The following is a 25,073-nucleotide window of genomic DNA, read 5'->3' on the forward strand; positions in this document are numbered from 1 at the left end:
TGCCTGCGGCTCAGGCGCGGACGGACGGGCGCGGGGGCCGGAAGGCCCGGGACGTGGGTGCCCGCGGCTCAGGCGCGGGCGGGCGGGTACGGGCGTCTCAGCGCGCCCAGCCGCTGAGGCGCTTGCCGCCCCCGCGGGAGCGCGGCTCCGGCGGGCCGTCCCGCAGGGCGGTGGACAGCACGCGGACCAGCCACGCGTTGACCGACACGCCCTCGGCGCCGGCCGCCTCCTCGATGCGGCTCTTGAGCGACTCGGGCAGGCGCAGGGTCATCCTGGCCGTGCCCTCCTCGCCCGCCGGCGGCGGGGGCGACGGCGGGGCCGGGGGGAAGGGCGGCACGGGGAGGCCGGGCGGCCCCGGCGGGTACGGGGCGCCGGGCGGCGTGAACGTTCCAGGCGCCCCGGGCGGTGGCGCGAAGTCCGCGGCCTCCCCGAAGTCCGGCGGTGTCACCACGAACTCGGGTTCGCGGTTGCGGATCCGCACCTCGACCGAGCCGGGCGCGAGTTCGCGGGTGACCTCGTCGGCCGCCGCCGACAGCACCTCGATGAGGGTGAGCCTGACGGCGGAGTCGAGCGAGGTGGTGAGGTTCTCCACGGCGGCCCGGGTCTCGGCGTCGGCGACCGCCGCCGAAGCGGCCAGTGCGCGGCGGAGATTCTCGACGAAGGGCGTGACGTCCATGGGCATCACTATGACGCCACGAGTGACGCCATGTCAAGCGAAGTGACGTCATTCATGGCGCTCACTTGATGTCATATGACGTCAAGATGATGTCGACGGCTTCGCCCCGCGGGCACGTCCGGTCGTACGGATCTCCGTTCGGTGTCGTACCGGGACGGGTCAGTCGCGCAGTTCGCCCTCCAGCATGCTCATCAGGAACATGTCGTACCACCGGCCGTCGCGGCGGAACACCTCACGGAGCCGGCCCTCCCTGACGAACCCGACCTTCTCGTAGACGTGGATCGCGGAGACGTTCTCGGTGACCACGCTCAGCTCGATCGAGTGCAGCCGCATCCTGCCGAAGCCGTACCGGCACATCTCCCGGGTGGCATCGGTGGCGTAGCCGCGCCCCCAGCAGTCCTTCTCGCCGATGTAGACGTCGAATGTGGCACGGCCGATCTCCGGCTGGGCGTCGCTCAGACGGACGAGCCCGATGAGGCGGCCCCCGTCGAGGGTCTCGACTCCGAGGAGGACGTCGTCGTAGGAGTTGACCGGGCGGTCCTCGCAGCGCCGGGCGACCTGGGCGAGCGTCTGCGGGTAGCCCTCGTCCATCCAGCGCATCACCTCCGGGTCGCTGTTCCAGCGCCACAGGTGTTCCGCCTCGGACGGCTCCATCGGCCGCAGCCGCACCAGTTCTCCGGTCAGCACGGATCCGCTCCTCATGCTCGCTCTCATCGGAATCTCGGCATGTCTAGCAGTCGCGATCCCGCTCCTCAACCGGTTATCCGGTTGTCGGGCCGGAGGCGGAGCGAAAAGCCCTCACTTGAAAGGAATGGAAATCGTTGTCGTCGTGTTGTGCGTCCCGTCGGTCGGAGAGATCGACCGGAGGGGTCGGTCAGAGAGATCGACCGGAAGAGGAGAGGGCCATGGCTGGAAACGAGCTCCGTCCCGTGATCAAGCTGCGCTCGACCGCGGGCACCGGCTACACCTACGTGACGCGCAAGAACCGGCGGAACTCCCCCGACCGGCTCACGCTCGCCAAGTACGACCCGATCGCCCGGCGGCACGTGGAGTTCCGCGAGGACCGCTGAGGCCCCGTTCCGCGGCTTCCCGCCGTCCCGGGATCCCGGGACGGCCCCGGTGCGGCCCGTCCCGGGGCCGTCCCGGGCCGCGGGCGAGCCGGCCGCCCGACGCGTCTCAGGGCGTGGGCCGGCTTCGCAACAGGCCGTCGAGGTGGTCCAGGATCCACTCCCAGGTCTCCTGCGTGCCGGGTTCGCTGTGGCTGAAGCCGCCGGCCGCCTCCAGGCTGATGTAGCCGTGAAAGACACTGCCCAGCAGCCGTACGGCGTGCGTCCGGTCGGCTTCCGCCAGGTCGTAGCCGCGCAGGATCGCCCGTGTCATCTGCGAGTGCCTGCCTCCGGCGCTCGCGGCCGCGGTCTCCGGGTCGAGCCGGAGGCGCGTCGCGTCGTAGCGGCCGGGGTGCTCCCGGGCGTAGTCACGGTAGACGTTTCCCAGCGCTGCCAGGGCGTCCCGGCCCGCCCGTCCGGCCAGGGCGGTGGCGGCCCGGTCGGCGAGCTCCTCCAGTGCGAGCAAGGCGATCCGGGTCTTGAGATCCTGGGAGCCCTTCAGATGTGAGTACAGGCTCGCGACCTTGACGTCGAACCTCCTGGCGAGCGCCGAGACGGTCACCTGGTCGAAGCCGACCTCGTCGGCGAGTTCCGCCCCCGCCTGGACCAGGCGTTCCGTCGACAGCCCCGCGCGCGCCACGGCTCTCCTCCCAGTCGCCTGAAAGGATTATGTGATTTCCTAAAGCATTTAGGCAACCTGCTCCGCCGACGCCGTGCCGGGCGGCGCCGATGGGTGCACCGGCAGACGCGCGACCGTGTCATCGACCGGAAAGCGGGCAGCACCAGCGCTATGGTTCCCGCGCAAACCCGCTCCGCGGCGAGCACCCGATCCCACGGACGCCGCCCGGATCCCCGACCGGATCGGAAGGCCCCATGACGCCTGAGCCCGGCTGGGTCCGGCACGCGATCTGGTGGCGGCTCTACCCGCTCGGCTTCGTCGGAGCCTTTCCCGAGCCGCCCTCCGGCCCCGTGCGCCCCGGCGAGCACCGGCTGCTGCGCGTGATCGACTGGCTGGACCACGCCGTCTCCCTCGGCGCCTCGGGGATCGCGCTCGGCCCGATCTTCCTGTCGGAGACGCACGGCTACGACACGCTCGACCACTTCCGGCTCGACCCGCGCCTCGGCGACGACTCCGACTTCGACGCGCTCGTCGCCGCGGCACGCGCCCGCGGGCTCCGGATCCAGCTCGACGGCGTGTTCAACCACGTCGGCCGCGGTCACCCCCGGGTCCAGGCCGCGCTGCGGGACGGACTCGGCAGTGAGGCGATGCGGTGGTTCAGGCCGGCCTCCGACGAGGACGGGCGGGTACGGCTCGACACCTTCGAGGGACACGAGCAGCTCGTCGCGCTCGACCACGACGAGCCCGCCGTACGCGGGTACGTCGTGGACGTCATGCGGCACTGGCTCGACCGGGGCGCCGACGCGTGGCGGCTGGACGCCGCCTACCGCGTCCCCACCGCCTTCTGGGCGGACGTGCTGCCCCAGGTGCGCCACACCCACCCCGGCGCCTGGTTCGAGGCCGAGGTCATCCACGGCGACTACGCGGCGTTCGTCGCCGAGAGCACCGCCGACACCGTCACCCAGTACGAGCTGTGGAAGGCGATCTGGTCGAGCATCGAGCACGGCAACTTCTACGAGCTCGACTGGTCGCTCCGCCGGCACAACGACATGCTCGGCGCCTTCGCGCCCGCCACGTTCGTCGGCAACCACGATGTGACCCGCATCGCCAGCCGGATCACCGACCCCCGGCACCTTCCGCACGCCGTCGCCCTCCTCGCGCTCGTCGGCGGCACCCCCGCCGTCTACGCGGGCGACGAGTTCGGCTTCCGGGCCGTCAAGGAGGACCGGGCCGGCGGTGACGACGCGATCAGGCCCGAGTTCCCGCCGCGCGGGCCCGCCGCGCCGGACCACTCCGGCACGGAGACGCTCCGCCTCCACCAGAGGCTCATCGGGCTGCGCCGCCGGCATCCGTGGCTGCACCGCGCCTGTTCGAGAACGCGGGTGCTGAGCAACCGGCAGTACGTCATCACGCTCGAAGCGGACGGCGAGGCGCTCGACCTCGCCCTCAACCTCGACGACGCCGAGCTGCCCGTCGGCCCCGCGACCGTGCTGGACGCGGACCCCGCCTCACGCGGGCTCGACGGGGTCGTCGCCCCGCACGGCTGGTCGGTCAGCCGCAGGTGATCTCGGTGAAGGCCGGGGGAGCGGCGGCCGAGCCCACGAAGCCCACTTCGGAGACGGTGGCCCCCGGGGCGAGGACGGCCCCCTCGGGCGCGTGGATCATCGCGATGGGGCCGCTCTGCATGGGCGTGCCGTTCCACGCCTGGGTGAGCTTCGCCCCCTGGGGGAGCAGCCACTGGATGTACCAGTCACGCATCGGCCGGCCGGAGACGTTGCTGATCGTCGCGGCTCCCCGGTAGCCGCCGGGCCAGGACTCGACGAGGGTGACGGTGGCGGTGCAGCCGGCGGCGGACGCCGTCGCGGTCCCGGCGGCGTCCGGGGTCTTCGCCGCGGTTGCGGTGGAGCCCCCGGGGGGCGCGGCGTCCCCGGCGGTGTGCCGGGTGTCCGCCGGGGATCCGGCGGTGCCCCGGATCTCCCCGGTGTGCCCGGCGGCGTGCCGGGTGTCCGCCGTACGGCCGGCGCAGGACACCGCGAGCAGCGCCGCCGCGGCCCCCAGCGAGACGACGCCGAGCAGGGGCGCGATCCTCCGGGTCGCCACCGCGGGGCCTCCTTCCGTGATCGCTTCCGTGGCCGCGGCCTCCCGCGGCGCTCCGGGAGCACCTGCCGGGAGGAGTGCGGAGGCCCCGGCCGGCGCGGGATGCGGGCGCAGGCCGGGGCCGCCTCTCAGCGGGATCCGTCAGGGACTGGTGCAGGTCGGAGCGGGAGAGCCGCTGGTGCCGTTGGCGACGAACCCGAAGGTGGTCGATCCGTTCGCCGCGATGGTCCGGTTCCAGTCGGCGTTCCTGACCACGGCGACCGATCCGGACGCCGTGTAGGTGCCGTTCCAGACGCTGTTGATCGTGGTGCCGCTGCCCGGAGTCCAGCTCACCGTCCAGCCGTTGAGCGGGGAGGAGCCCGGGTTGGTCACGGTCACCTCGCCCTGGAACCCGCCTCCCCAGGTGCTGACCGTCCGGTAGGTGGCGGTGCAGGCGCCGTTGCCCGGCGTCGAGGTCGGGGTGGAGGTGGGCGTGGACGTCGGGGTCGAGGTGGGGGTCGAGGTCGGCGTCACCGTGGGGGTCGCGGTCGGCGTCGAGCCGGGACGGCCCACACCGGTCACCTCGCCCTTTCCGCCGTCGAAGACGACGTCGGAGCAGTTGTAGAAGGTCTCCGCGCTGTCGGACCGCTTCCACACCGAGTAGACGACGTGCCGGCCGGACTTGCCCGAGGGCAACCGGGCGTCCCAGTAGTAGTAGGCGTCCGCGGTGCCCACCGCGCCGACGCTCGGCGGGTGGTCGGCCGTGTAGAAGGGCTCCGCCTCAAGGTCGTCCCAGGTCAGCGGCCGGGTGGGGTCCCAGCTGTCCTTGGAGACGTAGACGTAGAACCAGCCGGGGTGCGCGGCCCACTTGTTGTACCGGAACTGGATGGAGCTTCCGGCGGTCAGGTGGGTCACGGGCCAGTCGGCGCTCGGCAGGTCGAACCCGCTGTAGGTGGAGTTGCCGCCGCTGCACAGCTGCCCGTCGGGGATGAACCCGCGGGTACGCCCGGCGCCGTCGGAGCGGAGCACGCCGAACCAGTTGTACAGGGAGTTGGGGCCGCTCTTCGCGACCGCCGCCGCGCAGGCGGGGTTGATGGGGACGATCTGCCCCGTCTGCGACAGGCCGTCCTGCCAGCAGAAGTACGTACGGCTGCCCGGCACCATCATCGCGCCGTGCGCCGACGCCGGACCGGGGACGAGGATGACCGCGAGTAACGCGGACAGGAGGGCTACCGCGCCCGCGGCGACGGCGCCTGGCCATTTCTTCACGGGATTACCTCCCCCTTCCGGGGATGACGAACCGCTGGTTCATGGCATGGCAGTGAAGCGCTCACGCGAAACGGACTTTAGGCCGTCGTTCCCGGGGAGTGAACGCGGTGCGGTCGCGGAGAGGGAGGCAGGCGTCATCGACGCAGGTCAGAGAATCGCGGGGGCGAGAGGACGAATGAAAGGTTCATCACCGGGACGTGCCGGGCATCCCGCCGGGGCCGCTCCCCCAGGGGTCTTACCGGGTGGCGAGCTTCTCCAGTTCCGCGCCGGTGAGCCGGTACATGTCCCACTCGTCGAGGTGCACGGCCCCCAGCGACCGGTAGAACTCGATGGAGGGGGTGTTCCAGTCGAGGACCGCCCACTCGAGGCGGCCGTAGCCGCGCTCCACGCAGATGCGCGCCAGCTCGGCGAGCAGTCGCCTGCCGTGCCCCCCGCCCCGGTGGTCGGGGTGGACGAAGAGGTCTTCGAGGTGGATCCCGTGCCTGCCCACCCAGGTGGAGTAGGTGAGGAACCAGAGCGCGAACCCAACGGGCTTCTCCTCACCCAGCTCGTCGCGCTCGGTGGCGAGGTGGCAGAACACCGCGGGGGAGTCGCAGAAGAGCGCTTCGCGCAGTTCCTCGGGGGTGGTCTGGACCTTGTCCAGTTCCTTCTCGTAGTCGGCGAGGTCGCGGATCATACCGATGACGGCGGGGACGTCATCCGGCGTTGCGGGGCGAATCATGGGTGAAGTTTAGGCTGTTTCCAGCTTCGTCGTCCCGGCCTCGCGGCCCTGACCTGGGAGTCCCGGTTCGGTCCTACGGATGGACGAAGCCGAGGAGGGCCACGTCGTCCCGGTTGTCCATGCCCTCGACGAGCGAGAGCAGCGACTCCAGCTGAGCCTCCAGGTCGAGGCCGGCCGTCCGCGCGGCCTCGGCGAGGAGCCGGTCCATGCCGGTGAGGATGCCCGTCGGCCGCCTCTCCACGATGCCGTCGGTGTAGAGCAGCAGCCGGTCTCCGCGCTCCAGGCGTACCTCGGAGGTGGGGAAGTCGACCGAGGGCAGCACCCCGATCAGCGGGGCGAGCGCCCCGTCGAGATACTCGGGCTCCCCGTCCGCCCGGCAGACCAGGGGCGGCGGATGCCCGGCACCGGCGTACCGCACGTGCCCGGTGGCCCGGGAGATCCGTACGCACAGGACCGTGGAGCGCATGCGCTCGCCCGGGCCGCAGGCCATCCGGTTGAGACGGGCGAGGACGCGGCCGGGCTCGGGGTCCTCCATGGCGTAGGCCCGCAGCGCGTTGCGCACCCGGCCCATCGTGGCGGCGGCCTCGACGCCCTTGCCGACGACGTCGCCGATCACCAGCATCAGCTCGTTCCCGGAGATCTGGATGACGTCGTACCAGTCGCCGCCCACCCCCGCCTCGTCGCTGCCCGGCAGGTAGCGACCGGCGATCCGCAGGTCGCCGTCGGAGGGGACCTCGGGCAGCAGGGCGAGTTGCAGCGTGGTCGCGATCCGGTGCTCCAGTTCCAGCCGCTCCAGGTTCGCCAGGCGCGCGAGGGCGAGTTGGGCGAGCCGGTCCAGCGCCGGTTCGCCGGTGACGGCGGCTCCGCCCATGACGGTTCCATCCGCGGTGGTCCCGTCCATGACGGTTCCAATCGCGGTGGCCCCGCTCATGACGGTTCCATCCGCGGTGGTCCCGTCCGGGGCGGTCTCGTTCGCGACGGTCACGTCCGGTGGGGTGACCGTGAGACCGCCGGAGGTGAGCTTCACCGCCGCCCCGGGGGAGTCGGCCAGCAGCCGGCCGTACCGCTCCGTCAGGGCGAGCACCTCGTGGGCCGTCGACGCCTCGTTGATCGCCAGCGCGGCCTCGGTCAGCTCGCGCAGCCGGCGGTTGTGCCGGGACCGTGCCTCGGCCAGCCGCAGGATTCCACGGACCCGGCCGAGCAGTTCACGGGCCGGGAACGGCTTCACGAGATACTCGTCGGCGCCCGCGGCCAGCCCGGCGAACGCCTCCTCCCGGCTGCCCCGGGCCGACAGCAGGACGATCGGAACGGTGCGGGTGGCCGGGTCGGCACGCAGCCGCCGTACCAGCTCCAGCCCGTCCATGCCGGGCATCATGACGTCGCTGACGACCAGGTCGGGCGCCCACGTCCGCGCCGCCTCCAGGGCGGCGGCCCCGTCGGCCACCGCGGTCACCGTCCAGTACGGTCTCAGCAGACGGACGAGGTAGTCGCGCATGTCGTCGTTGTCGTCCGCCACGACGATCCGCCCCGGAGGGGGACCGTCCACGCCGTCCGGGAGCGGATGGTCCGCGTTCCCCGGGAGCGGATGGTCCGAGTCGTCCGGGAGAGGGTCGTCCGTCGCGTCCCGTCCGTCCGGGCCCCGCCGGTCGGGAACGACCGCGGGGGCCGCGGGCGCCACGGGGAAGGGGGCGCCGGGCTCCGGCGGCGGAGGCCACGCGTCGACCGGCTCCATCTCGTACGGCGTCGCCGCCTCGGCGACCTGCTCCGGGGGGAGGTGGGCCGAGCCGTACGGCAGGCTGATCGCGAAGGTGGTGCCGGCGCCGACGCGGCTGGTCACCTCGATCCGGCCGCCGTGCATGGCGACCAGCTCCCGGACCAGGGCCAGGCCGATGCCCACGCCCTCGTGGCTGCGGGAGGGCGCGCCGGGCACGCGGTAGAAGCGTTCGAACAGGCCGGGCAGCTCTTCGGCGGGGATGCCCGCCCCGGTGTCGGTGACCGTGACCAGGGCGTGCTCGCCGCCGTCCCGCACGCCGACCGTGATCCCGCCGGTGAAGGTGTGCCGCAGGGCGTTGGACAGCAGGTTGAAGACGATCCGCTCCCACAGGTTCCGGTCGACGTGGACCGGCCGCGGAAGGGGGGAGCCCTCCATCCGCAGGGTGAGCCCGGCGCTCTCCACCGCCGAGCGGAACGCCCCGGTCAGCCCGGCGGTCTGCGTGGTCAGGTCGGTCGCCTGGTAGCGGGCGCGCAGCCGGCCGGATCCGGCGCCGGTGAGGGTGAGCACGTCGTTGACCAGGGTGAGCAGCCGTGTCGCGTTGCGGCGGGCCGTGGCGAGGACGGCGCGCCGCGCGGGTTCGAGGGAGGGGTCGCCGAGCAGTTCCTCCAGCGGTCCCAGGATCAGGGCCAGCGGCGTGCGCAGCTCGTGGCTGACGTTGGCGAAGAACGCCGTCTTGGCGCTGTCGAGTTCGGCGAGCGCGCGCGTCTGGTCGCGTTCCCGCTCGTGGGCCTCGGCGGCGGTCAGCGCCCGTGACACGCTCTCGGCGAGCACCTGGAAGAACTCCCGGTGGGCCTCGTCCACGGGCAGCAGGGGGTTCATCCCGCACACCAGCAGGCCCTGGAACCCGGTCCCGGAGCCCAGCGGCAGGACGACGACGGGGCCGGGCACGCCGAAGCGCCCGCCGGACGCCGCGATGACCGGTGCCCGGCGGGCGGCGGCCGCCTGCTCGTCACCGGCGGCGATCCGCCCGGGGGCCGTGTCCCGGGGTGTGGCGAGCCGGAGGCCGCCGTCGTCGCCGAGAAGGTAGACGAGGGCGGACGGCACGTCCTCGCGGCCGTGTCCGGCCAGAGCGGCGACCACGGCCGCCGCCACGTCCGGTCGCGTCGTCATCCCGCTCGCGGCCAGGCCGACGCGGCTCAGGGTGCGGATCCTGCGTTCTCCGAGCACCCGGCCGGTCGTCTCGCTGACCAGGCAGAGGACCCCGCCGACGGTGCCGTCGGGCAGCCGGACGGGGTCGTAGGAGAGGTCGAAGTAGGTCTGCTCCGGGAAGCCGTGCCGTGCCAGCAGGAAGGGGCGGTCACGGTCCCAGAACGACTCTCCCGACTCGCGTACCCGTTCGAGCAGCGGACCCAGCGTGTCCCAGATCTCGGGCCAGGCCTCCGCGCCGGGCCGGCCGAGGGCGGCCGGGTGCTTGGCGCCGAGCGCGGTGATGTAGGCGTCGTTGTAGACGCTGATGTGCTCGGGTCCCCAGAAGAGGATGATCTGGGTGCGCGATGACAGGACGATGTCGACGGTGGTCCGCAGCACCGCCGGCCACCGCTCCATCGGACCGAGCGGGGTGCGCGCCCAGTCGTGCTCGCGGACCCGCTCGCCCATCTCGCCGCCGTGGGGCCTCACCTCGGAGTTTGCCTTCCATCCATTGGGTAGTGTGACGATACCTGGTCGATCGATCTATTCCACCGTGGGGACATATGGGCATTCGTCTGGATAGGCAGACGGATCGAGAAGGCGCTCGGGTCCTCATCCCGATCGGTGACCTCGACCGGGACGCCGTGGAGCCGTTGAGCGCCGCGGTGGGCGAGGAACTCGCCGGACGTCCCGCCCGCCTGGTGATCCGGATGACCCACGTCCCGTTCTGCGACTCCTCGGGGATCGTCATGCTGCTCGACGCCCACACCGACGCGACGGGCCGGGGCGTCCAGCTCGTTCTCGCCGACGTGGGAGAGCATCTGCGGGGTCTCTTCCGGCTCTCCGCGCTCGACCGGGTCGTCCCGATCGTCGAGGAGCCGTCCCATGGCCGGTGACGCCTGTGGGGACGCGGTGGCGAGCTTCCCGATCGGAGGGGACCTGTCGGAGCTGCGTGAGCGCGCCCGGGAGTTCCTGACCCCCGCGAAGCTGGGCGAGAGGCAGGAGTCGAATTTCATCCTCGCCATAAGCGAGGCCGCCAACAACGTCCTGGACCACGCCCGCACCTCGGGCGTCCTCGTCCTGCGGCGGTGCGCCGACCGTGTCGTGGCCGAGGTCAGCGACGAGGCGGGGACGCTCACCGATCCCCTGGCGGGCATGATCGCGCCCGAGGTCGGGTCCCGCCGCGGCTACGGGCTCTGGCTGATGCGCCAGATGTGCGACGAGGTGGAGATCGTGTCCGGGCCGGCCGGTTCGACGGTCCGGCTCGTCATGCGCCGCGACTGACCGCCGGCGGCGCCGCTCCGCCGTTCACGGTCCCATACCGCGCCGCCGTCACGGTCCGGTGCCGCGCCGCCGCCCTCCACCATCTCGCCGTCCACCGCGCCGCCGTCGCCGTCCACCGTCCGTCGCCGTCCGCCGTCCGGCGTCGTGAAAGCTCGCCTCCCCGGTGCCGGATGCTCCGGCCGCACTTGCCTTCGAACATGTGAGATGTTCAAATGAACCGGCGAGGCTTGCGTATCGGCTTCGGTGGTCCTCCGTACGGTGAGCCGCCGGGGCGGTCTCCGGTGGTCCGCCCTGGCGGCCGGCCGGGTACGGCGGGCCGCCGCAACCGGCTCCGGTGCGGAGACGAAGTTCGTCATGAGACGGAGGAGAGGCGTGACCACCTGGACGCTGCTCGACTACGGCGAGGTCATCTCGCTGCCGCAGCCCGCCGAGGACGTGACGGCCATGGCGGTCCTCGCCGATCTCGACACCGAGACGTTCCTCGACCGCTACTGGCGCCACCGGGACCTCTACGACAGGGGGAGGCCCTCCCACGCCTACTGGGGCGACGTGCTGGACCGCAGGTTCTCCGAGGGGGACCCGCTGGTGGCCGCGCTCGACGCGGCCGACACCGCGAGCTGGTCGCGCCTCAACCCGGCGAGCCTGGACGCCCTCCGGGCCCTCGCCGGCCGCCACCGGCTCGCACTGCTGTCCAACGCCCCCGAACCGCTGGCCGCGGCCATCGACCGGGCGCCGTGGGCGCGGGCGTTCGACCACCTCTTCTACAGCTGCCGTCTCGGCCTGGCCAAGCCCGATCCCGAGATCTTCGAGAAGGTCCTGCACGGGCTCGGCGCGGAGCCCGGCGAGGTCACCTTCTTCGACGACCGGGAGGTCAACGTCGAGGCCGCGGCGGCGGTCGGCATCGACGCCGTCCTGTACCGGCCCGGCACGCCTCTGGAGCGGCGGCCGGGCTGACCGGGCCGCCGGGCCCGTGAGCCTGACGCCACGGCGCCGGTGTCCGGGCGGCGGCGAAAGCGGCGGCGAAAGCGATGGCGAAAAGCGACGGTGGAAGCCCGGCCGCCGGACGGACCGGGTCGCCGATCCGCCGACCCGGTGGCCCGCCGATCCGCCGGCCCGGTGGCCCGGCGGCACCCCCGGCGGCCCGGCGGCGCCCCGGTCCCTCAGCGGCGTCCGGTGGTGGCGATGCCCTGGACGAAGTGGCGCTGGCCGATGAAGAAGATCACGACCAGGGGGAGTGTGGTGATGACGCTCGCCGCCAGGACGATCTCCCACTTGGGATCACCGCCCTGGTAGAACTGGTCGACGACCGCCTTCAGGCCGCGGGGCAGCGTGTAGAGCGCCGGGTCCTGGAGATAGATCAGCGGCTTCATCAGGTCGAACCAGCTCGCCTTGAGCTCGAAGACGAAGGCGATGATCAGCGCCGGCCTGGACAACGGCACGGCGATCCGCCAGAACAGGTCCAGGTAGGATGCCCCGTCCACCCGGGCGGCCTCGAAGACGTACCGCGGCACGCCCAGCAGGAACTGGCGCAGCAGGAAGATGTAGAACGCCGAGCCGAAGAGGTTGCCCGCCCACAGCGGCACCTGCGTGCCGGTCAGCCCCACCGAGTTCCAGATGAGGTAGGTCGGCACCAGCGTGACCGCCGCGGGCAGCATCATCGTCGCCAGCACGCTGCCGAAGAGCAGGTTGCGGCCGGGAAAGCGGAAGTAGGCGAACCCGAAGGCGACGAAGGCACTCGACAGGGTGGCCGCGCCCGCCGCGACGACGCCGACGATCAACGTGTTGACCAGCCACGTCAGCATGGGCGCCGCGTCCCAGACCGCCAGGTAGTTCTCCGGCGCGAACGGGTGGGGCCACGGGACGAACGGGTCGGCGAACGTCCGGGACCGCGGCTTGAGCGACGCGACCACGAGCCAGACGAACGGGTACAGGAACAGGACCGACGCCGCGGCCAGCATGACCAGGAAGAAGACCTTCCGTGTCCCGCGTCCCGCGTCGTCGGCCGGGCCGCCGGTCACCACCCGGGGCCGTGCGTGGTCCAGCGTGGTGGTCATCCGGCGTGCTCCTCGGCTTCGTAGTAGACCAACCGGTTGCCCACCTTCACCTGGATGAGGGTGATCCCCATGATCACCAGGAACAGCACCCAGGCCAGGGCCGACGCGTATCCCATGTGCAGGAACTGGAAGGCCTGCTGGAACAGGTAGACGACGTAGAACAGGGCCGCGTCGCCGTACGACTGCTGGGCGATCTGGTTGCCGAAGAACATCGCGTAGACCTGGTCGAACATCTGCAGCGCGGAGATCGTGTTGATGATCACCACGAAGAAGACCGCCGAGCTGATCATCGGCAGCGTGACCGACCGGAACCGCTGCCACGGGCCGGCCCCGTCGATCATCGCCGCCTCGGCCAGCTCGCGCGGCACGTTGCGCAGCGCCGCGAACAGGATGATCGTGGTCGAGCCCAGGTTCCACAGCGACATCAGCACGATGCCCGGCAGGATCCAGTCCGGGTCGGTCGTCCACTGCGGACCCTCGATCCCGAACAGGCCGAGGAACTGGTTGACCATTCCGGCCTGGCCGTTCAGCAGGAACAGGAAGAGCACGCCCACGGCCACGTACGGGGTCATGGACGGCAGGTAGAAGACCGTGCGGAACACGCCCGCGGCCCGTCCGGTGATCCGGTTGAGCATGAGCGCCAGCGCGAGCGCGAGCGCGATGGACAGCGGCACGTGCAGCGCCGTGTAGTAGACGGTGTTGCCGATGGCCCGGAGGACCTTCGGGTCCTGGGCCATCTTGGTGTAGTTGCCGAGGCCGGCGAACTCCGGGCTGCCGATCAGGTCGAAGTCGGTGAACGACAGCACCAGGCTGGCGGCCATCGGGCCGAGCTGGAAGACCACCAGGCCGACCAGCCACGGCAGCAGGAAGACGTACGCCCACCGGGTCTCCGGGCGGATCCGCCTCACCGCGGCCCCCCGAGGACCGCGGTGAGGCGGATCACCGGGCGGACCGAAGAGCGGATCGCCGGGTCGGTCACCGGGTCGCCTCGTCGATGGCCTGTTGCGCCTGCTGTTGCGCCTGCTTCATGGCGTCGGCCGGCTTCCTCTCGCCGAGCAGCACCCGGTTGGCCCCGTCCTGCCACGCCTTGGTGAACTCGGCCGCGGCCGCCGACGGCGGCACCACGAACCCGGCCTGCTGCACCGAGCGGATCGTCTTGACCGCGTCGTCGTAGGCCTTGTGCCCGCTGGGCTTCACGATCTGGGAGAAGATGACGTCGTCGGCCTTGGCGTTGCCGGTGTAGGTGCCGATGTTGACCTTGCCCTCCTTGGCGCGCTTGTCGGCACGGGCCTTGGCCGCCGCGATCCAGGTGTCGGCGGAGGTCATGGTCTTCATCCAGCGGCAGGCGACGTCGGGATGCTTGGCGCCCTTGGGCATCACCCACGCGTTGCCGCCCACGTTGTTGACCGGGTTCCCCTGGCGGTCCCTGAACGGCACCACGGTGATGTCGGCGTCCGGCGTCGCGCCCGCCATGGCGCTCACCACGAACTGCTCGGTCAGCATGGCGCCGAGCTTGTCGGTGGCGAACGGGTTCTCCTCGCCGAAGTAGTCGAAGGTCTCGGTGAACGCCTTCAGCTTCTTCCAGCCGCCCTGCGACTCCACCAGCCGGTCGGCGTAGTCGAGGGCCTCGGCCACCTTCGGGTCGTCGAGCCTGGCGGTGCGGCCGTCCGCGGACAGGATGTCGGCGCCGTTGGCCTTGGCCCACAGCGGCAGGAACTCCGGCAGCTTGGGGTAGAAGCCGAACCGTTCGATCTTGCCGCCCCGGACGCGGTTCATCTTCTTCGCGAGCCCGGCCAGCGCGTCCCAGTCGGAGGTGTCGATGTCCGCCGGGTCGCCCCCGGCGTCCTTGGCCGCCTTGTTGTTCACCAGCAGGACGACCGAGTTGTAGAACTCGGGGACGGCGTACCACTTGCCGTCGTACTTCGACTGCTGCTGCGCCGCCGGGTAGAAGTCACCGGTGGCGATCTTCTCGCGGGAGACGCAGTCGTCCAGCGGCTGGATGGCCCCGCGTGCGGCGTAGCTGCCGATGCGCTCGCGGGCGAGGTAGACGACGTCCGGCGGGTTGCCGCTCGCCACCGCAGACAGGAACGCCTGCTCGTCGAACTGACCCTCGTTGATAGCGACCTTCACGTCGGGATACGCCTTCTTGAACGCGTCGACCCGGACGGTGGCGATCTCGTCGGGGAAACCGAATCCCATCGTGGTCAGCGACGACCCCGCTCCGCTGCCCGTCCCGCCTCCGCCGCCGTTGTTCGCTCCGACCCCGCCGCAGGCGCTGAGGGCCGCGACCAGAAGGGCCACGGCCGGGATGCGGCCCGAAAGGTGCTTGGGCATCCACGCCTCCTCGGTTCACTTGTGCAACAGGCGTCTTCCCGCAAAGGGACGGTTAAACGTGGCCTCGTCGGTAAGGAGCCTCCGAATCCGCTTTCCGGTCACCATCCGGCGGGCGTCCCGGGCGGGGCTCCGGGAACGGCGAACGGGCCGTACGGGGCGCCCGCACGGGGAAGCCGGGACGGAGGATCATCGCGGATCGGGCGGAACCGGCGGTCTCCCGGCATCTCACGGAAGATCCGATCGTCCCGGGGGAAGGCCCGGGTCAGAGGGGCAGTGGGACGCTTCCTTCGAAGGCCCGCAGGACGGACTCGTCCACGCTCGCGTCGATGGGGAAGGCGTCCCTGAGCCGGGTGAGGTCGAGCAGGCGGCCCAGGAAGCCGTGCACCCCGGCCAGTCGTAGCCAGCCGTTGCGCTCGTAGACGCGGCGCAGGCCGCTGAGCAGCGCCCAGACGCCGGTGGAGTCGCAGAACCTCAGCTCACGCACGTCGACGATGATGTGGACCCGACCTCGCGCCAGTAGCGTGGAGAGGGTCTCCTCCAGGGCGGAGGCGGACAGTTTGTCGAGATCGCCGGCCAGTGAGACCACGGTGAACCGCGGCCGGTCGTTCACGGCGATGGAGAGCCGGTTCATCAATGTGCCCCGCTGTCCACAGCTGTTGGAGGCAGTGCCCTCGCGACTCCTCCGCCCTCTGGAGAGAGCGGTTGCTCGCTTCCCCCGGTCGAGGTGGGCGACGGACATCCCTGCCCGTTTCGATCACGGGAACCATATCAGCGAGGCGCCTTCCCGCCGGGCGGACCCGGCGTTCTCTCACCACGCCTGACGGCTCCGCACGGAGCGGGCGGGGACGGTTGACCGTTGCGACCACCGTACGCCCAGGCCGGGCACAGTTCAATGCTCTCGGCGCCCGACCCGCCGCGCCCCGGGCCGGCGTTTGCCCGAGTCGGGGCCGGGCACCCGGAGACCATGGCCACCACAGACCGGGCGGTGCTCACCGTCAACGCCGGCTCGTCGAGCCTCCAGCTCCACCTCGTCCGCGACGGCGAGGTGCTGCGCGTCGAGCACAGCGAGCGGAGCCCGGACCCGGCGGAGGTCGAGCGGACCGTGGCGGACTTCCTGGACGCCGCCGGTGACTGCGAGATCACGGCCGTCGGGCACCGCCTGGTGCACGGCGGTGAGGCCGTGCGGCGTCCGACGGTGGCCGACGACGGCGTGGTGGCCGCGGTGCGCGGGTACGCCGACCTCGCCCCGCTGCACGTGCCGCCCGCGCTGGCGCTCGTCGAGGCGTGCCGCAGGCTGCTGCCCGGCGTCCCGCACGTGCTCTGCCCCGACACCGCCTTCCACTCCGGCCTGCCGGAGAGCGCCGCGACCTACCCGCTGCCCGCCGAGTGGCGCGAGAAGTACGGCCTGCACCGCTACGGCTTCCACGGCCTGTCCTACTCCTGGGCGCTGGGCCGGGCGGCGGAGCTGCTGGAGCGGCCCGCCGGGACGCTGCGGCTCGTCCTCGCCCACCTCGGCGGCGGTTCCTCGGTGTGCGCGGTCCGCGAGGGCCGCAGCCTGGACACCTCGATGGGCTTCACGCCGCTGGAGGGCGTCCCGATGAGCAAGCGGTCGGGCAGCGTCGATCCCGGCATGCTGCTGTGGCTGCTGTCGGACTCCCGGCTGACCCTGGAGGAGCTGCGCGACGGCCTGGAGCACCGTTCCGGGCTGCTCGGGCTGTCGGGAGGCAGGTCCGGCGACACGCGGGAGCTGGTGAAGGCCGCCGACCCCGCCTCCGCGCTGGCCCTCGAGGTGTTCGCCCATCGGGTGGCCAGGGAGATCGGCGCCGTCGCGACGAGCCTGGACCGGCTGGACGCGCTGGTGTTCACCGGGGAGATCGGCTGGGACCAGCCGGAGGTCCGCGAGGCGGTCTGCGCCCGGCTCGGCCTGCTGGGCGTCGAACCGCCGGTCCGCGCCGCCGTGGAGGAGGACGGGGCGGTGAGCGCGCCGGGCGCGGCCGTACCGGTCCTGGTGGTCCAGCCGCGCGAGGAGCTCCAGCTCGCCCGCGACACCCTCGCCGCGCTCGGCGGAGACGGGGAGAGGACGTCCGGCGGGGACGGGAGGCGGGCGTCCGGCGGGGACGGGGAACAGGCGCTCGGCGGAGACGGGAAGCAGACGGGAGAGATCAGGTGACGATGAGGAGTCTCGTACGCGGCGCGGTCGCCGGGGCGGGCGCGACGGTGATGATGAGCGTGGTGACGCTCGCCGGGCAACGGGCGGGGCTGATGCCCGACCAGCCTCCCAAGCGGATCGCCCGCGCCGTCCTGCCGGGCCACCGGCACCGTCCCAAGCCGGGGGAGAGGGCGCTCGGCACGGTCGCGCACTTCGGGTTCGGCGCCGCCTGCGGTTCCCTGCTCGCGCTGCTCCGCCGGGAACGGCGCGTGCCGGTCACGCTGGGCGTCGGCTACGGCCTGGCCATATGGCTCGTCAGCTACCAGGGCTGGGTGCCGGGCTTCGGCATCCTGCCTCCGGCCTCCGGCGACCGGCCCGGTCGGCCGGCGGTGATGGCCGCCGGCCACGTGGTGTACGGCACGGTGCTCGCCGTCCTGCTGAACCGTCTCCGCCGCGGTCCGGAGCGCGAGGCGTAGGCCGTCCCGGTGGACGGCCGGTGCGTACGGCCGGGGCCCGCCCCGGGTGGTGCCGGGTGCGGCCGGGCGCCGGGCGTCAGGCCGGGGAAGGGGCCGTGGAGGAGTCCTCGTGGCCCCTCGGGTTCAGCTGACAGCCGTGCTCGTCGCAGTGGTCGGCGTCGGCGTCGTCGAACCACACGCCGCCGTCGGCGAGGTAGCGGAAGCGGATGGGCCGCTCCGAGGGCACGGTGAGGCTCACCTGGTAGGTGCCGTTCCTGCGCTGCATCGGGTGGGCGTAGGGATCCCAGCCGTTGAAGTCGCCGACCAGCGAGACGCCGCCTGCGGCATGGTCGGCCGGCACGCTGAAGGTGAGCTTGATCTGCCCGTTCTTGGTCGGCTTGCTACGCTTGATCATTGAAGTTCTCCTGACTCGCGGTCTCCATGAGTAGCCGGCCGCGAGCGCGGTGACGGTGAGACACGAAGGTCACGTCGGCCTCCCGTCGCCGCCCCCGCCAGAGGGCGGCGCCGCCAGGGAGACCGGCGCCCAGTCACGGCCGAGCCGGTACGATCCATCAGGATCGTTACCGCGAGTGACCGATCGACAACCCGGACGTGCTGATTTTTGAGCGGGATCATGTCCGACTTTGACTGGATGATGGCGGTTGGCCGGGCCTCGGGGGGTGGGCGCGGTTTCGCCCCGATGGCGGAGCGTCCCGCGGGGTGCAGATTTCGCCCCGGTGGCGGAGTGTCCCGGTGGGTGCACAGGAGTTTCCGGGTGAAGCGGGAGTTTCCGGGCGGATGCCTGGGAGAGGATGTCCCGGTGAGGATACGGCCCATCACCCCGTCGCTGCTGGTGGAGGAGCTCGCCGACCGGATCTCCGCGGCTCCCCCCGGCGCCTGGACCCGGGTGGCGCTCGACGGAGCCCCCGCCGCGCGGCCGGAGGATCTCGCGGACGCGCTGGTCGGCCCGCTCCGCCTGCGCGGCCGGGAGGTGATGAGGGTCTCGGCGCGAGACTTCCTGCGCCCGGCCTCACTGCGCCTGGAGCACGGCCGTACCGACCCGGACGCCTACTACGACGACTGGCTCGACCTGAAGGGCCTGGTCCGCGAGGTCCTCGGCCCGCTCGGTCCCGGCTCCTCGGGGCGGGTCGTCCCCACGCTGTGGGACAGCGTCACCGACCGGGCCACCCGCGCGCCGTACGTCACCGTGCCGCCGGGCGGGGTGCTGCTGCTGGACGGCGAGCTGCTGCTGGGCCGGGGCCTGCCGTTCGACCTGACCGTACACCTGTGGCTGTCGCCGGGCGCGCTGGCCCGGCGGACCGACCCCGCACTGCGGTGGACGCTGCCCGCCTACGCGCGCTACGAGGACGAGGCCGGACCGGTGAAGAACGCCGACGTCGTCGTACGCGCCGACGATCCCCGGCATCCGGCGGTGGTCGAGCGGTCGTGAGCCCGGGGCCCGTGAGGGCGGGCCGGGCGGCGATCCGCCCTCGCGGACCCCGGGCGGTCCGAGATCCCCGGCAGGGCGGTGGTTCGCGTGGCGCCCGGCCGGGCGGACGGTCATGGCCGAGAGCGGGCCGCACTCCGGGCGCGGCCCGCTCGCGGTCGTCGCCGTGAACCTCCGTGCGGATCCCCGTGCGGGGATCCGGGAGGAATCTAGACCCCGGCGCGCGAGGGCATGATGCCTTCGGCGTAGGTCTCCTCGGTCATCTCCATGCCGTGCCCCCGGCCCTGCTCCATGCCCTGGTGGGTCTCCTCGATCCGCAGCGCGACACCCATCGCGAAGAAGGTGGGCGCCCACTCGCCGATGAAGATGCCCCAGCGGTCCGCCCGGTCCAGTCCGGCCTTCTCTTGCGAGAGCGACATGTACCAGACCGCGAACGACAGGCCGATGGACGCGAGGCCGGCCGTGTACATCGCGCCGGACTTCACGCCCATCTTGTGCAGCATTTTGATCATTTCGTCCCCCCGATGACGGTTCGTTCTTATGGTTACCCTTCGAGGTGTCATGTAACCGACCGTCGTGCGATGTGCCGTGCCACGCCCCGGAGAGACGCGCCGCGCCCGTGGAGATACGTGCCGCGCCGGTTCAGGACTCCCGCGTCTCCGTCTGGCCCGCCTCGCCGAGCTTCCGGTTCAGCCCTTCGCGTCTGACCTCCAGGTCCTCGGCCAGGGACTCCTGCTGCTCGGCCATGGTGATCAGCGTCGACCGCTCGACCGCGTCGGTCGGGCCGAGGTCGTTCACCTGCTCGCGAAGGTCGGCCGCCTCGGAACGCAGTCGCGCGATTTCCTCTTCGACCTCGTGAAGTTCGTCGTTGATGCTCATTCGCTGTCCATACCCGCGCTTCGGGACTGAATTCCCTGTCCCTCCATACGCCGTGGGGGACCGGGCGATCCGGCCGGCCGGGTGGTCAGCCCGCGGGCTCCGGGGAGAGGCGGGCCAGCGCACCGATCTCCAACGCCACCCACAGCGCGCCGTCCGGCCCGGCCGCGATGCCGTGCGGCTCCGACGACGGGGTCGGCAGGCCGTACTCGTCGATCCGCCCGCCGGGGGTGATCCTGCCGACGCGATCGGCGCCCCACTCGGTGAACCAGCAGTCTCCGTCCGGTCCGGCGACGATGGCGTGCGGGCGGGCGGAACGGTCGGGGAGCGGGAACTCCTCGATCCGCCCGTCCGTGGTGATCCGCCCGATATGACCCGCTCCGATCTCCACGAACCACATCGCGCCGTCCGTCCCGGCGGTGATGCCCACCGGGGCCGAGCCCCCGGCCGGCAGCCGGTGGACGGTGACGTCGCCGTCCATGCCGATCCTGCCGATCGCGTCCGCCTGGTTCATCGTGAACCACATCGCGTCGTCGGGTCCGGCGGCGATGGCCGACGGGAAGGTTCCGCGTTCCGGCAGCGGGAACTCGGTGATCTTCCCGTCCGTCGTGACGCGGCCGACCCGGTCGGCGCCGGTCTCGGTGAACCACATCGCGTCGTCGGGTCCCGCCGCGATCCCGAACGGCCCCGCCTCCGGGGTGGGCAGCGGGAACGCGGTGGCCTCCCCATCGGTGGTGAGGCGCCCGATCCGGTGACCGCGGTACTCGGTGAACCACAGCGCGCCGTCAGGGCCGGCGGTGATGGTCGTCGGCCCGCCCGTCGCCGGGTCGAGCGGGTGGGAGGTGAGCTCGCCGCCGGGGGTGATCCGGCCGATCCGGCCCTGGTGGACCAGGGTGAACCACAGTGCGCCGTCGGGCCCGGCGGTGATGCCGTACGGCCCGGCGTCCGGGCCGGACACGCGGATCTCCGTCACGGAGAAGGTCGGGGCGGATGACATGGGGGTTCCTCTCGTTCGAGGGTGGACTCGGGGAAGGGCGGCCCGCGGAGGTCCCGGAAGTGGGCTCGGGGAAGGGACGGGCCGCGGAGGCCACGGGGATGGGCTCGGGGAAGCGGCGGGCCGCGGAGGTCAACGGAGGTGGCCGTCGCGGAGCTCGATCTCCTCACCGGTGAACCGGCCGCGCAGCGCCCGGTCGTGGGAGACCAGGACGAGGGCGCCGGGATAGGCGGCGAGCGCCTCCTCCAGCTCCTCGACGAGCCTGAGTGACAGGTGGTTGGTGGGCTCGTCCAGCAGCAGCAGGTCCGCCTCCTCCGTCAGCAGGCGCGCCAGGCCGAGCCGGCGCCGCTGGCCGACCGAGAGCGCCCCGACCGGTGTCGGCAGCTGCTCGGGCCGGAACAACCCCATCGACAGCAGCCTCGCCCGGTGCTCCTCGGGGTGGCCGGGCCGTCCCTCGGCGAAAGCGGCGAGGAGCGGGCGCTCCGGCCTGTCGAAGGACGACTCCTGCGGCAGGTGGCCGATCCGGCCGCGGCGCCGTACGGTGCCCTCGTCGGGTTCGGTGACGCCGGCCAGCACCCGCAGGAGCGTGGACTTGCCCGCACCGTTCGGGCCGTGGACCAGCAGCCGCCGTCCCGGCTCGACGGTCAGGGAGCCGACGTGGAGCCGGTCGGCCACCCGTACGGCCCGCAGCTCGGCGATCGCGTCGCCCGCCGCACCCGTCGCCCCGTCGCCCGCCACGTCGGCGACGGGACCGGCACCGTCCGTCGCACCCGTCGTCGCGCCCGGGGTGGGGACGCCCCCGAAGCGCAGGGGCTCGGGCGGTCTGGGCACCGCGTTCTCGTGGAGCCGCCGCAGGCGCTCGGCGCCCTGGCGGACCCGGCCGGCGATCGAGCTCTGCACCCGCCCGGCGTCGCGGTCGTAGGCCGGCTTGTTGTTGTCCTTCATGGCGCGGCCGTGGGCGACGCGGTGGGCGGTGACGGACGCGAACTCCTCGGTCCGCCGTACCTCCTCGCACCAGTCGGCGTACGCCTGCTCCCAGCGGCGCCGGGCCGCGGCCTGTTCGGCCAGGAACCCGGTGTATCCGTTCCCGAAGCGGGTCACCCCGCCGTCCTCGACCTCCAGGATCGCGGTGGCCACCCGGTCGAGGAAGAGACGGTCGTGCGACACGGCGACGACCGTGCCCCGGTGGGACCGCAGCCGCTCCTCCAGCCAGTGCGTGGCGGCGGCGTCGAGGTGGTTGGTCGGCTCGTCGAGCAGCAGGACCTCCGGGGAGGCCGCCAGCAGGCAGGCCAGGGCGAGGCGGGCCCGCTCGCCGCCGGACAGGCCGCCCAGCCGCCGGTCACGCCCGACGGGGCCGAGGCCGAGGCCGTGCAGGGACTTGTCCACCCGGGCGTCGGCCTCGTAGCCGCCGCGCGCCTCGTAGGCGTCGAGCAGGTCACCGTACTCGGCCAGCCGGTCCTCGGTGAGGTCGGCGGCCAGCTCGCGCATCCGCCGCTCCAGGTCCCGCAGGTCGGCGAGCGCGGCGTCGACGGCGTCCTGGACGGTGTGGTCGTCCGGCAGGTCGAGGGTCTGGGTGAGGTGGCCGATCCCGCCGTCGGCGACGACGGTGATCTCACCGTCGTCGGGGGACTCGGCGCCCGCGATCAGCCGCAGCAGGGTGGACTTGCCAGAACCGTTCTCCCCGACGAGCCCGGCGCGCTCGCCGGGCCGGACGGTGAAGGAGACATGGTCAAGAACCGGCCGGTCGCCGTACGCCTTGGAAACGTCGCGAAGGGAGAGCTGGGTGGACAGGGTTTTCCTCCGGAGGACGGGATGAACGGGTCGTCGCGGTGTCCGGTGAGATGCCCATGGCTGCTGCGCTCCCTGGTCGCGGTGGCGAGTCTTAATGCAACTAGTTGCGTTAATCTGGAGTATGCCCGACGCGGCGCGGAACGGGCAAACGGATAAAGGGAGGGACCGTGGATTCCGGTGGGACGGCCCGGCCGGGCGGGCGCAGCGCAAGAGTGCGCGAGGCCGTACGGCAGGCGACCCTCGCCGAGCTGGGCGAGAAGGGGTTCGACGGGCTGACCGTGGAGGGCGTCGCCGCGCGCGCCGGCGTCCACAAGACGACGGTCTACCGGCGGTGGGGCGGGGTGGAGGGGCTCGCCGCCGACGCCCTCGACATCGCGGGCGGCGAGCCCTGGCCGGTCCCCGACACCGGCTCGATCCAGGGCGACCTGCGGGCCCTCAACCGCCTGGTGGCGGCCGGGTTCGCCGATCCGGAGCTGGGCCCCGTCTCGACCGCGTTCATCGCGGCCGCCATGCGCAACACGGCCACGGCGCGGGCGCTGCACGCCTTCTTCGCCGGCCGCCACGAGCAGTCGGCCGTCCTCGTCACCCGGGCGGTCGGGCGCGGCGAGCTGCCGGTCGGCACCGACCCCGCCGAGGTGGTGCGGATCGCCGTCGCACCGCTGTACTACCGGTTGTTCGTCAGCGGCGAGCCGGTGGACGAGGCGATCGCGGACCGGGCGGCCGACGCCGCCCTCGCCGCCGCCCGTGCCGGTATCCTCCGCGTCCGGGGGCCGGGGGACCCGAGGGGCCCGGGGGACCCTGCCTGAGATCCCGGCCGCGGAGCGTCTTCGGGGCCGGCGCGGCGGGCGGAGCGGCAGTGGTCCGTCCGCCGCGCCGGGGCGCGGTGTCCGGTCCGCGGGCGTCCGGAGGATCCGGATGTCAGTCCGCGAACATCCAGCGGGGCGCGTCACCGTGGATCAGGAGCAGCTCCCGCATCGCGCGGGCCGCGCCGGTCCGCCGGGACAGCGCGAGCGCCGCACGGGCCGTCGCGGCCGACCGCTCGTCCTCGTGCGCGTCGGCGTAGGCGTGGGCCAGGCGCGCCATGGCGTACGCCGTCATGTACCCGGCCGGGGCGCCGGGCAGCTCCCGCTCCAGCATCTCGATCGCGTCGGCGGGACGGTGCAGATCGATGAGGCAGTCGGCGGCCAGCTCCGCCCCGGCCACCCCGGCCGTCGCCGGCGTCCCCGGGGATTCCCGTTCCTCCGGCTTTCCCATGGCCGCCGCCTCCGCGCACTCCTCCAGGCAGCGGTGGCACATGTCCCCCTCGCCCGCCATGGCGTGCCCCCGCGCCTCGTGCCCGCGGGCCGTCGCGGCCGGCGGCTCGGCCGGCGCGACGTGCTCGCACACGGCGGCGGCGAGGCCGATCACCTCTCCGGGGTCGCCGAGGGACTCCGCCAGCCCGGCCCGGTGGGCGAGCGCATAGGCCACCAGCCGCTCGTCACCGGCCTCCCGCGCGGCGCGCAGGGCGCGGTCCGACCAGGCCAGCGCCGCCTCCGGATCACCGGCCTCGCAGCACATCCGGCTGATCAGGTCGGCGTCCTGGGAGCTGAGCCGCAGCAGGGAGCGGCGGACGGCCGGACGGGCGTCGCGGCGCAACCCCTGGATCGTGCCGAAGACCGGGGCCAGGACGCCGGCCAGGGTCGCGGGGCGCGTGTCCGTGCGGGTGTAGGCGTCGAGAACGGCCTCGAAGTAGGCGACCGTACGGTCGTCGGCCCGCGCCGGGTCCTCGATCGCCCGGCCGGTCCGTTCCTCGTCGTCGGGTGAGAACCGCTCGGGCATCAGCGGCACGCCCGTCAGGTGGTGCCAGAGCGTCGTACCGGCCGCCTCCCCGCCGAACAGGCCCTGCTCGCCGGTCTCGCCGGCGCCGAACGCCCGGCACAGCCATTCCGCGCACATCTCGTCCGGCCGCTCCCCGGCCTCCCAGGAGGCGACCATCCGGGCCATGCCCGTCGTCCCGGCCGTCCCCGCCGTCCCGGGCCGCCCGCCCGGCCCGTCCGGGAGGGGCAGCCGGTCGCGACCGGCGTCGCCCGCGGCCTCGGCGACCCGTTCCCCGAGCTCTCTCCGGCTCCACAGGCTGGCCCGCCGTCTCGCGCGCAGCCGGGCGGCCCAGAGGGGAGTGTCGATGGTGATCATTGCCGTGTCCTCTCGGCGTGTGGGCGCTCGCGCCCCGTTCGCTCCCGGACGACCGTTCCCATTCTCCTCCGCCGCAGGTCACCGCGTTGCCCCCGGAATCTCAATAACTCCGGAAACGTGCTTGGGCGTGTCTTGGGTCTCCCGGGAG

Annotated in this window: 26 protein-coding genes; 9 read left to right on the plus strand and 17 right to left on the minus strand. The window is 72.7% G+C overall.

Going from position 1 to position 25,073, the window contains the following annotated elements:
* Positions 1 to 97: 97 nt before the first annotated feature.
* Positions 98 to 676 (minus strand): toxin-antitoxin system HicB family antitoxin, encoded by a 579-nt coding sequence (locus tag ACZ6W9_RS28250; RefSeq protein ID WP_389966259.1) that lies wholly within the window; start codon positions 674 to 676, stop codon positions 98 to 100.
* Positions 677 to 835: 159 nt separating this feature from the next.
* Positions 836 to 1,378, minus strand: a complete 543-nt coding sequence (locus tag ACZ6W9_RS28255; protein ID WP_389966256.1) for a GNAT family N-acetyltransferase — start codon at positions 1,376 to 1,378, stop codon at positions 836 to 838.
* A 203-nt stretch (positions 1,379 to 1,581) separates the two neighbouring features.
* On the opposite strand from ACZ6W9_RS28255, the gene rpmG reads away from it, so the two are divergent.
* Positions 1,582 to 1,746: a 50S ribosomal protein L33 gene (gene rpmG, locus ACZ6W9_RS28260; RefSeq protein ID WP_355638788.1), complete on the plus strand. Its 165-nt coding sequence runs from the start codon at positions 1,582 to 1,584 to the stop codon at positions 1,744 to 1,746.
* A 106-nt stretch (positions 1,747 to 1,852) separates the two neighbouring features.
* Here the strand turns inward: rpmG and ACZ6W9_RS28265 are convergent, their stop codons facing one another.
* Positions 1,853 to 2,422: a TetR/AcrR family transcriptional regulator gene (locus ACZ6W9_RS28265; RefSeq protein ID WP_470120444.1), complete on the minus strand. Its 570-nt coding sequence runs from the start codon at positions 2,420 to 2,422 to the stop codon at positions 1,853 to 1,855.
* Positions 2,423 to 2,655: 233 nt separating this feature from the next.
* On the opposite strand from ACZ6W9_RS28265, the gene ACZ6W9_RS28270 reads away from it, so the two are divergent.
* Positions 2,656 to 3,966: an alpha-amylase family protein gene (locus ACZ6W9_RS28270; RefSeq protein WP_389966249.1), complete on the plus strand. Its 1,311-nt coding sequence runs from the start codon at positions 2,656 to 2,658 to the stop codon at positions 3,964 to 3,966.
* Here ACZ6W9_RS28270 and ACZ6W9_RS28275 read toward each other — a convergent pair.
* From ACZ6W9_RS28275 to ACZ6W9_RS28290, 4 genes are all read right to left on the minus strand, one after another.
* Positions 3,953 to 4,501, minus strand: coding sequence for a cellulose binding domain-containing protein (locus tag ACZ6W9_RS28275; protein WP_470120446.1), 549 nt, complete (start codon positions 4,499 to 4,501; stop codon positions 3,953 to 3,955). The two genes, ACZ6W9_RS28270 and ACZ6W9_RS28275, sit on opposite strands and share 14 nt — an antisense overlap.
* A gap of 138 nt (positions 4,502 to 4,639) precedes the next feature.
* Positions 4,640 to 5,746 (minus strand): lytic polysaccharide monooxygenase auxiliary activity family 9 protein, encoded by a 1,107-nt coding sequence (locus ACZ6W9_RS28280; RefSeq protein ID WP_389966243.1) that lies wholly within the window; start codon positions 5,744 to 5,746, stop codon positions 4,640 to 4,642.
* A gap of 235 nt (positions 5,747 to 5,981) precedes the next feature.
* Entirely contained in the window at positions 5,982 to 6,467 is a 486-nt protein-coding gene (locus tag ACZ6W9_RS28285; RefSeq protein WP_389966240.1) for a GNAT family N-acetyltransferase, read from the minus strand.
* 73 nt (positions 6,468 to 6,540) lie between these two features.
* Positions 6,541 to 9,858, minus strand: a complete 3,318-nt coding sequence (locus ACZ6W9_RS28290; RefSeq protein ID WP_470120449.1) for a SpoIIE family protein phosphatase — start codon at positions 9,856 to 9,858, stop codon at positions 6,541 to 6,543.
* A gap of 74 nt (positions 9,859 to 9,932) precedes the next feature.
* Here ACZ6W9_RS28290 and ACZ6W9_RS28295 point away from each other — a divergent pair, with 74 nt between their 5' ends.
* The 3 genes from ACZ6W9_RS28295 to ACZ6W9_RS28305 all read left to right on the plus strand — a co-directional run bounded on the left by ACZ6W9_RS28295 (position 9,933) and on the right by ACZ6W9_RS28305 (position 11,607).
* Positions 9,933 to 10,265, plus strand: coding sequence for an STAS domain-containing protein (locus ACZ6W9_RS28295; RefSeq protein WP_389966234.1), 333 nt, complete (start codon positions 9,933 to 9,935; stop codon positions 10,263 to 10,265).
* Complete coding sequence (locus ACZ6W9_RS28300) at positions 10,255 to 10,653, plus strand: ATP-binding protein (protein WP_389966231.1); 399 nt, start codon at positions 10,255 to 10,257, stop codon at positions 10,651 to 10,653. Before ACZ6W9_RS28295 ends, ACZ6W9_RS28300 begins: the two co-directional genes overlap by 11 nt.
* A gap of 372 nt (positions 10,654 to 11,025) precedes the next feature.
* Entirely contained in the window at positions 11,026 to 11,607 is a 582-nt protein-coding gene (locus ACZ6W9_RS28305) for an HAD family hydrolase (protein ID WP_389966228.1), read from the plus strand.
* Positions 11,608 to 11,813: 206 nt separating this feature from the next.
* On the opposite strand, the gene ACZ6W9_RS28310 is transcribed toward ACZ6W9_RS28305, so the two are convergent.
* The 4 genes from ACZ6W9_RS28310 to ACZ6W9_RS28325 form a co-directional block, all read right to left on the minus strand.
* Complete coding sequence (locus tag ACZ6W9_RS28310) at positions 11,814 to 12,707, minus strand: carbohydrate ABC transporter permease (protein WP_389966225.1); 894 nt, start codon at positions 12,705 to 12,707, stop codon at positions 11,814 to 11,816.
* The gene (locus ACZ6W9_RS28315; RefSeq protein WP_389966222.1) at positions 12,704 to 13,615 is read right to left on the minus strand and encodes a carbohydrate ABC transporter permease; all 912 of its coding nucleotides are present in this window, start codon (positions 13,613 to 13,615) and stop codon (positions 12,704 to 12,706) included. The genes ACZ6W9_RS28310 and ACZ6W9_RS28315 overlap by 4 nt, the downstream gene beginning before the upstream one ends.
* Positions 13,616 to 13,682: 67 nt before the next feature.
* Positions 13,683 to 15,041: an extracellular solute-binding protein gene (locus tag ACZ6W9_RS28320; RefSeq protein ID WP_470120452.1), complete on the minus strand. Its 1,359-nt coding sequence runs from the start codon at positions 15,039 to 15,041 to the stop codon at positions 13,683 to 13,685.
* Positions 15,042 to 15,303: 262 nt separating this feature from the next.
* A complete protein-coding gene (locus tag ACZ6W9_RS28325) occupies positions 15,304 to 15,672 on the minus strand; it encodes an STAS domain-containing protein (RefSeq protein WP_389966216.1) in 369 nt (122 codons plus the stop codon).
* A 333-nt stretch (positions 15,673 to 16,005) separates the two neighbouring features.
* Between ACZ6W9_RS28325 and ACZ6W9_RS28330 the strand changes: the two genes are divergently transcribed.
* Both ACZ6W9_RS28330 and ACZ6W9_RS28335 read left to right on the plus strand, forming a co-directional pair.
* Positions 16,006 to 17,211 (plus strand): acetate/propionate family kinase, encoded by a 1,206-nt coding sequence (locus tag ACZ6W9_RS28330; RefSeq protein WP_389966213.1) that lies wholly within the window; start codon positions 16,006 to 16,008, stop codon positions 17,209 to 17,211.
* A gap of 2 nt (positions 17,212 to 17,213) precedes the next feature.
* Positions 17,214 to 17,666, plus strand: a complete 453-nt coding sequence (locus ACZ6W9_RS28335) for a DUF6789 family protein (RefSeq protein ID WP_389966513.1) — start codon at positions 17,214 to 17,216, stop codon at positions 17,664 to 17,666.
* 76 nt (positions 17,667 to 17,742) lie between these two features.
* Here the strand turns inward: ACZ6W9_RS28335 and ACZ6W9_RS28340 are convergent, their stop codons facing one another.
* Entirely contained in the window at positions 17,743 to 18,060 is a 318-nt protein-coding gene (locus ACZ6W9_RS28340; RefSeq protein ID WP_362930145.1) for an isoamylase early set domain-containing protein, read from the minus strand.
* A gap of 405 nt (positions 18,061 to 18,465) precedes the next feature.
* Here ACZ6W9_RS28340 and ACZ6W9_RS28345 point away from each other — a divergent pair, with 405 nt between their 5' ends.
* Positions 18,466 to 19,095, plus strand: coding sequence for a nucleoside/nucleotide kinase family protein (locus tag ACZ6W9_RS28345; RefSeq protein WP_470120455.1), 630 nt, complete (start codon positions 18,466 to 18,468; stop codon positions 19,093 to 19,095).
* 206 nt (positions 19,096 to 19,301) lie between these two features.
* On the opposite strand, the gene ACZ6W9_RS28350 is transcribed toward ACZ6W9_RS28345, so the two are convergent.
* The 4 genes from ACZ6W9_RS28350 to ACZ6W9_RS28365 form a co-directional block, all read right to left on the minus strand.
* Complete coding sequence (locus ACZ6W9_RS28350; protein ID WP_470120456.1) at positions 19,302 to 19,604, minus strand: hypothetical protein; 303 nt, start codon at positions 19,602 to 19,604, stop codon at positions 19,302 to 19,304.
* A 130-nt stretch (positions 19,605 to 19,734) separates the two neighbouring features.
* The gene (locus tag ACZ6W9_RS28355) at positions 19,735 to 19,971 is read right to left on the minus strand and encodes a hypothetical protein (RefSeq protein ID WP_389966207.1); all 237 of its coding nucleotides are present in this window, start codon (positions 19,969 to 19,971) and stop codon (positions 19,735 to 19,737) included.
* An 85-nt stretch (positions 19,972 to 20,056) separates the two neighbouring features.
* A complete protein-coding gene (locus tag ACZ6W9_RS28360; RefSeq protein ID WP_389966204.1) occupies positions 20,057 to 20,965 on the minus strand; it encodes a Vgb family protein in 909 nt (302 codons plus the stop codon).
* Positions 20,966 to 21,094: 129 nt separating this feature from the next.
* Positions 21,095 to 22,753 (minus strand): ABC-F family ATP-binding cassette domain-containing protein, encoded by a 1,659-nt coding sequence (locus ACZ6W9_RS28365; protein WP_470120551.1) that lies wholly within the window; start codon positions 22,751 to 22,753, stop codon positions 21,095 to 21,097.
* Between the two features lie 167 nt (positions 22,754 to 22,920).
* Between ACZ6W9_RS28365 and ACZ6W9_RS28370 the strand changes: the two genes are divergently transcribed.
* Positions 22,921 to 23,559 (plus strand): TetR/AcrR family transcriptional regulator, encoded by a 639-nt coding sequence (locus tag ACZ6W9_RS28370; protein WP_389966201.1) that lies wholly within the window; start codon positions 22,921 to 22,923, stop codon positions 23,557 to 23,559.
* 112 nt (positions 23,560 to 23,671) lie between these two features.
* Here the strand turns inward: ACZ6W9_RS28370 and ACZ6W9_RS28375 are convergent, their stop codons facing one another.
* Entirely contained in the window at positions 23,672 to 24,925 is a 1,254-nt protein-coding gene (locus tag ACZ6W9_RS28375; RefSeq protein WP_470120459.1) for a hypothetical protein, read from the minus strand.
* Positions 24,926 to 25,073 lie beyond the last annotated feature (148 nt).

It is taken from the genome of Streptosporangium sp. NPDC053982 (assembly GCF_055585205.1).

Bases quoted from the DNA above. Each gene is read 5' to 3' on its own strand.
- ACZ6W9_RS28360 (WP_389966204.1), bottom strand. From the start codon at position 20,965: ATGTCATCCGCCCCGACCTTCTCCGTGACGGAGATCCGCGTGTCCGGC.
- ACZ6W9_RS28285 (WP_389966240.1), bottom strand. From the start codon at position 6,467: ATGATTCGCCCCGCAACGCCGGATGACGTCCCCGCCGTCATCGGTATG.
- ACZ6W9_RS28330 (WP_389966213.1), top strand. From the start codon at position 16,006: ATGGCCACCACAGACCGGGCGGTGCTCACCGTCAACGCCGGCTCGTCG.
- ACZ6W9_RS28270 (WP_389966249.1), top strand. From the start codon at position 2,656: ATGACGCCTGAGCCCGGCTGGGTCCGGCACGCGATCTGGTGGCGGCTC.
- ACZ6W9_RS28350 (WP_470120456.1), bottom strand. From the start codon at position 19,604: ATGATCAAAATGCTGCACAAGATGGGCGTGAAGTCCGGCGCGATGTAC.
- ACZ6W9_RS28340 (WP_362930145.1), bottom strand. From the start codon at position 18,060: ATGATCAAGCGTAGCAAGCCGACCAAGAACGGGCAGATCAAGCTCACC.
- ACZ6W9_RS28325 (WP_389966216.1), bottom strand. From the start codon at position 15,672: ATGAACCGGCTCTCCATCGCCGTGAACGACCGGCCGCGGTTCACCGTG.
- ACZ6W9_RS28335 (WP_389966513.1), top strand. From the start codon at position 17,214: ATGAGGAGTCTCGTACGCGGCGCGGTCGCCGGGGCGGGCGCGACGGTG.
- ACZ6W9_RS28255 (WP_389966256.1), bottom strand. From the start codon at position 1,378: ATGAGGAGCGGATCCGTGCTGACCGGAGAACTGGTGCGGCTGCGGCCG.
- ACZ6W9_RS28250 (WP_389966259.1), bottom strand. From the start codon at position 676: ATGGACGTCACGCCCTTCGTCGAGAATCTCCGCCGCGCACTGGCCGCT.
- ACZ6W9_RS28310 (WP_389966225.1), bottom strand. From the start codon at position 12,707: ATGACCACCACGCTGGACCACGCACGGCCCCGGGTGGTGACCGGCGGC.
- ACZ6W9_RS28300 (WP_389966231.1), top strand. From the start codon at position 10,255: ATGGCCGGTGACGCCTGTGGGGACGCGGTGGCGAGCTTCCCGATCGGA.
- rpmG (WP_355638788.1), top strand. From the start codon at position 1,582: ATGGCTGGAAACGAGCTCCGTCCCGTGATCAAGCTGCGCTCGACCGCG.
- ACZ6W9_RS28375 (WP_470120459.1), bottom strand. From the start codon at position 24,925: ATGATCACCATCGACACTCCCCTCTGGGCCGCCCGGCTGCGCGCGAGA.
- ACZ6W9_RS28295 (WP_389966234.1), top strand. From the start codon at position 9,933: ATGGGCATTCGTCTGGATAGGCAGACGGATCGAGAAGGCGCTCGGGTC.
- ACZ6W9_RS28320 (WP_470120452.1), bottom strand. From the start codon at position 15,041: ATGCCCAAGCACCTTTCGGGCCGCATCCCGGCCGTGGCCCTTCTGGTC.
- ACZ6W9_RS28355 (WP_389966207.1), bottom strand. From the start codon at position 19,971: ATGAGCATCAACGACGAACTTCACGAGGTCGAAGAGGAAATCGCGCGA.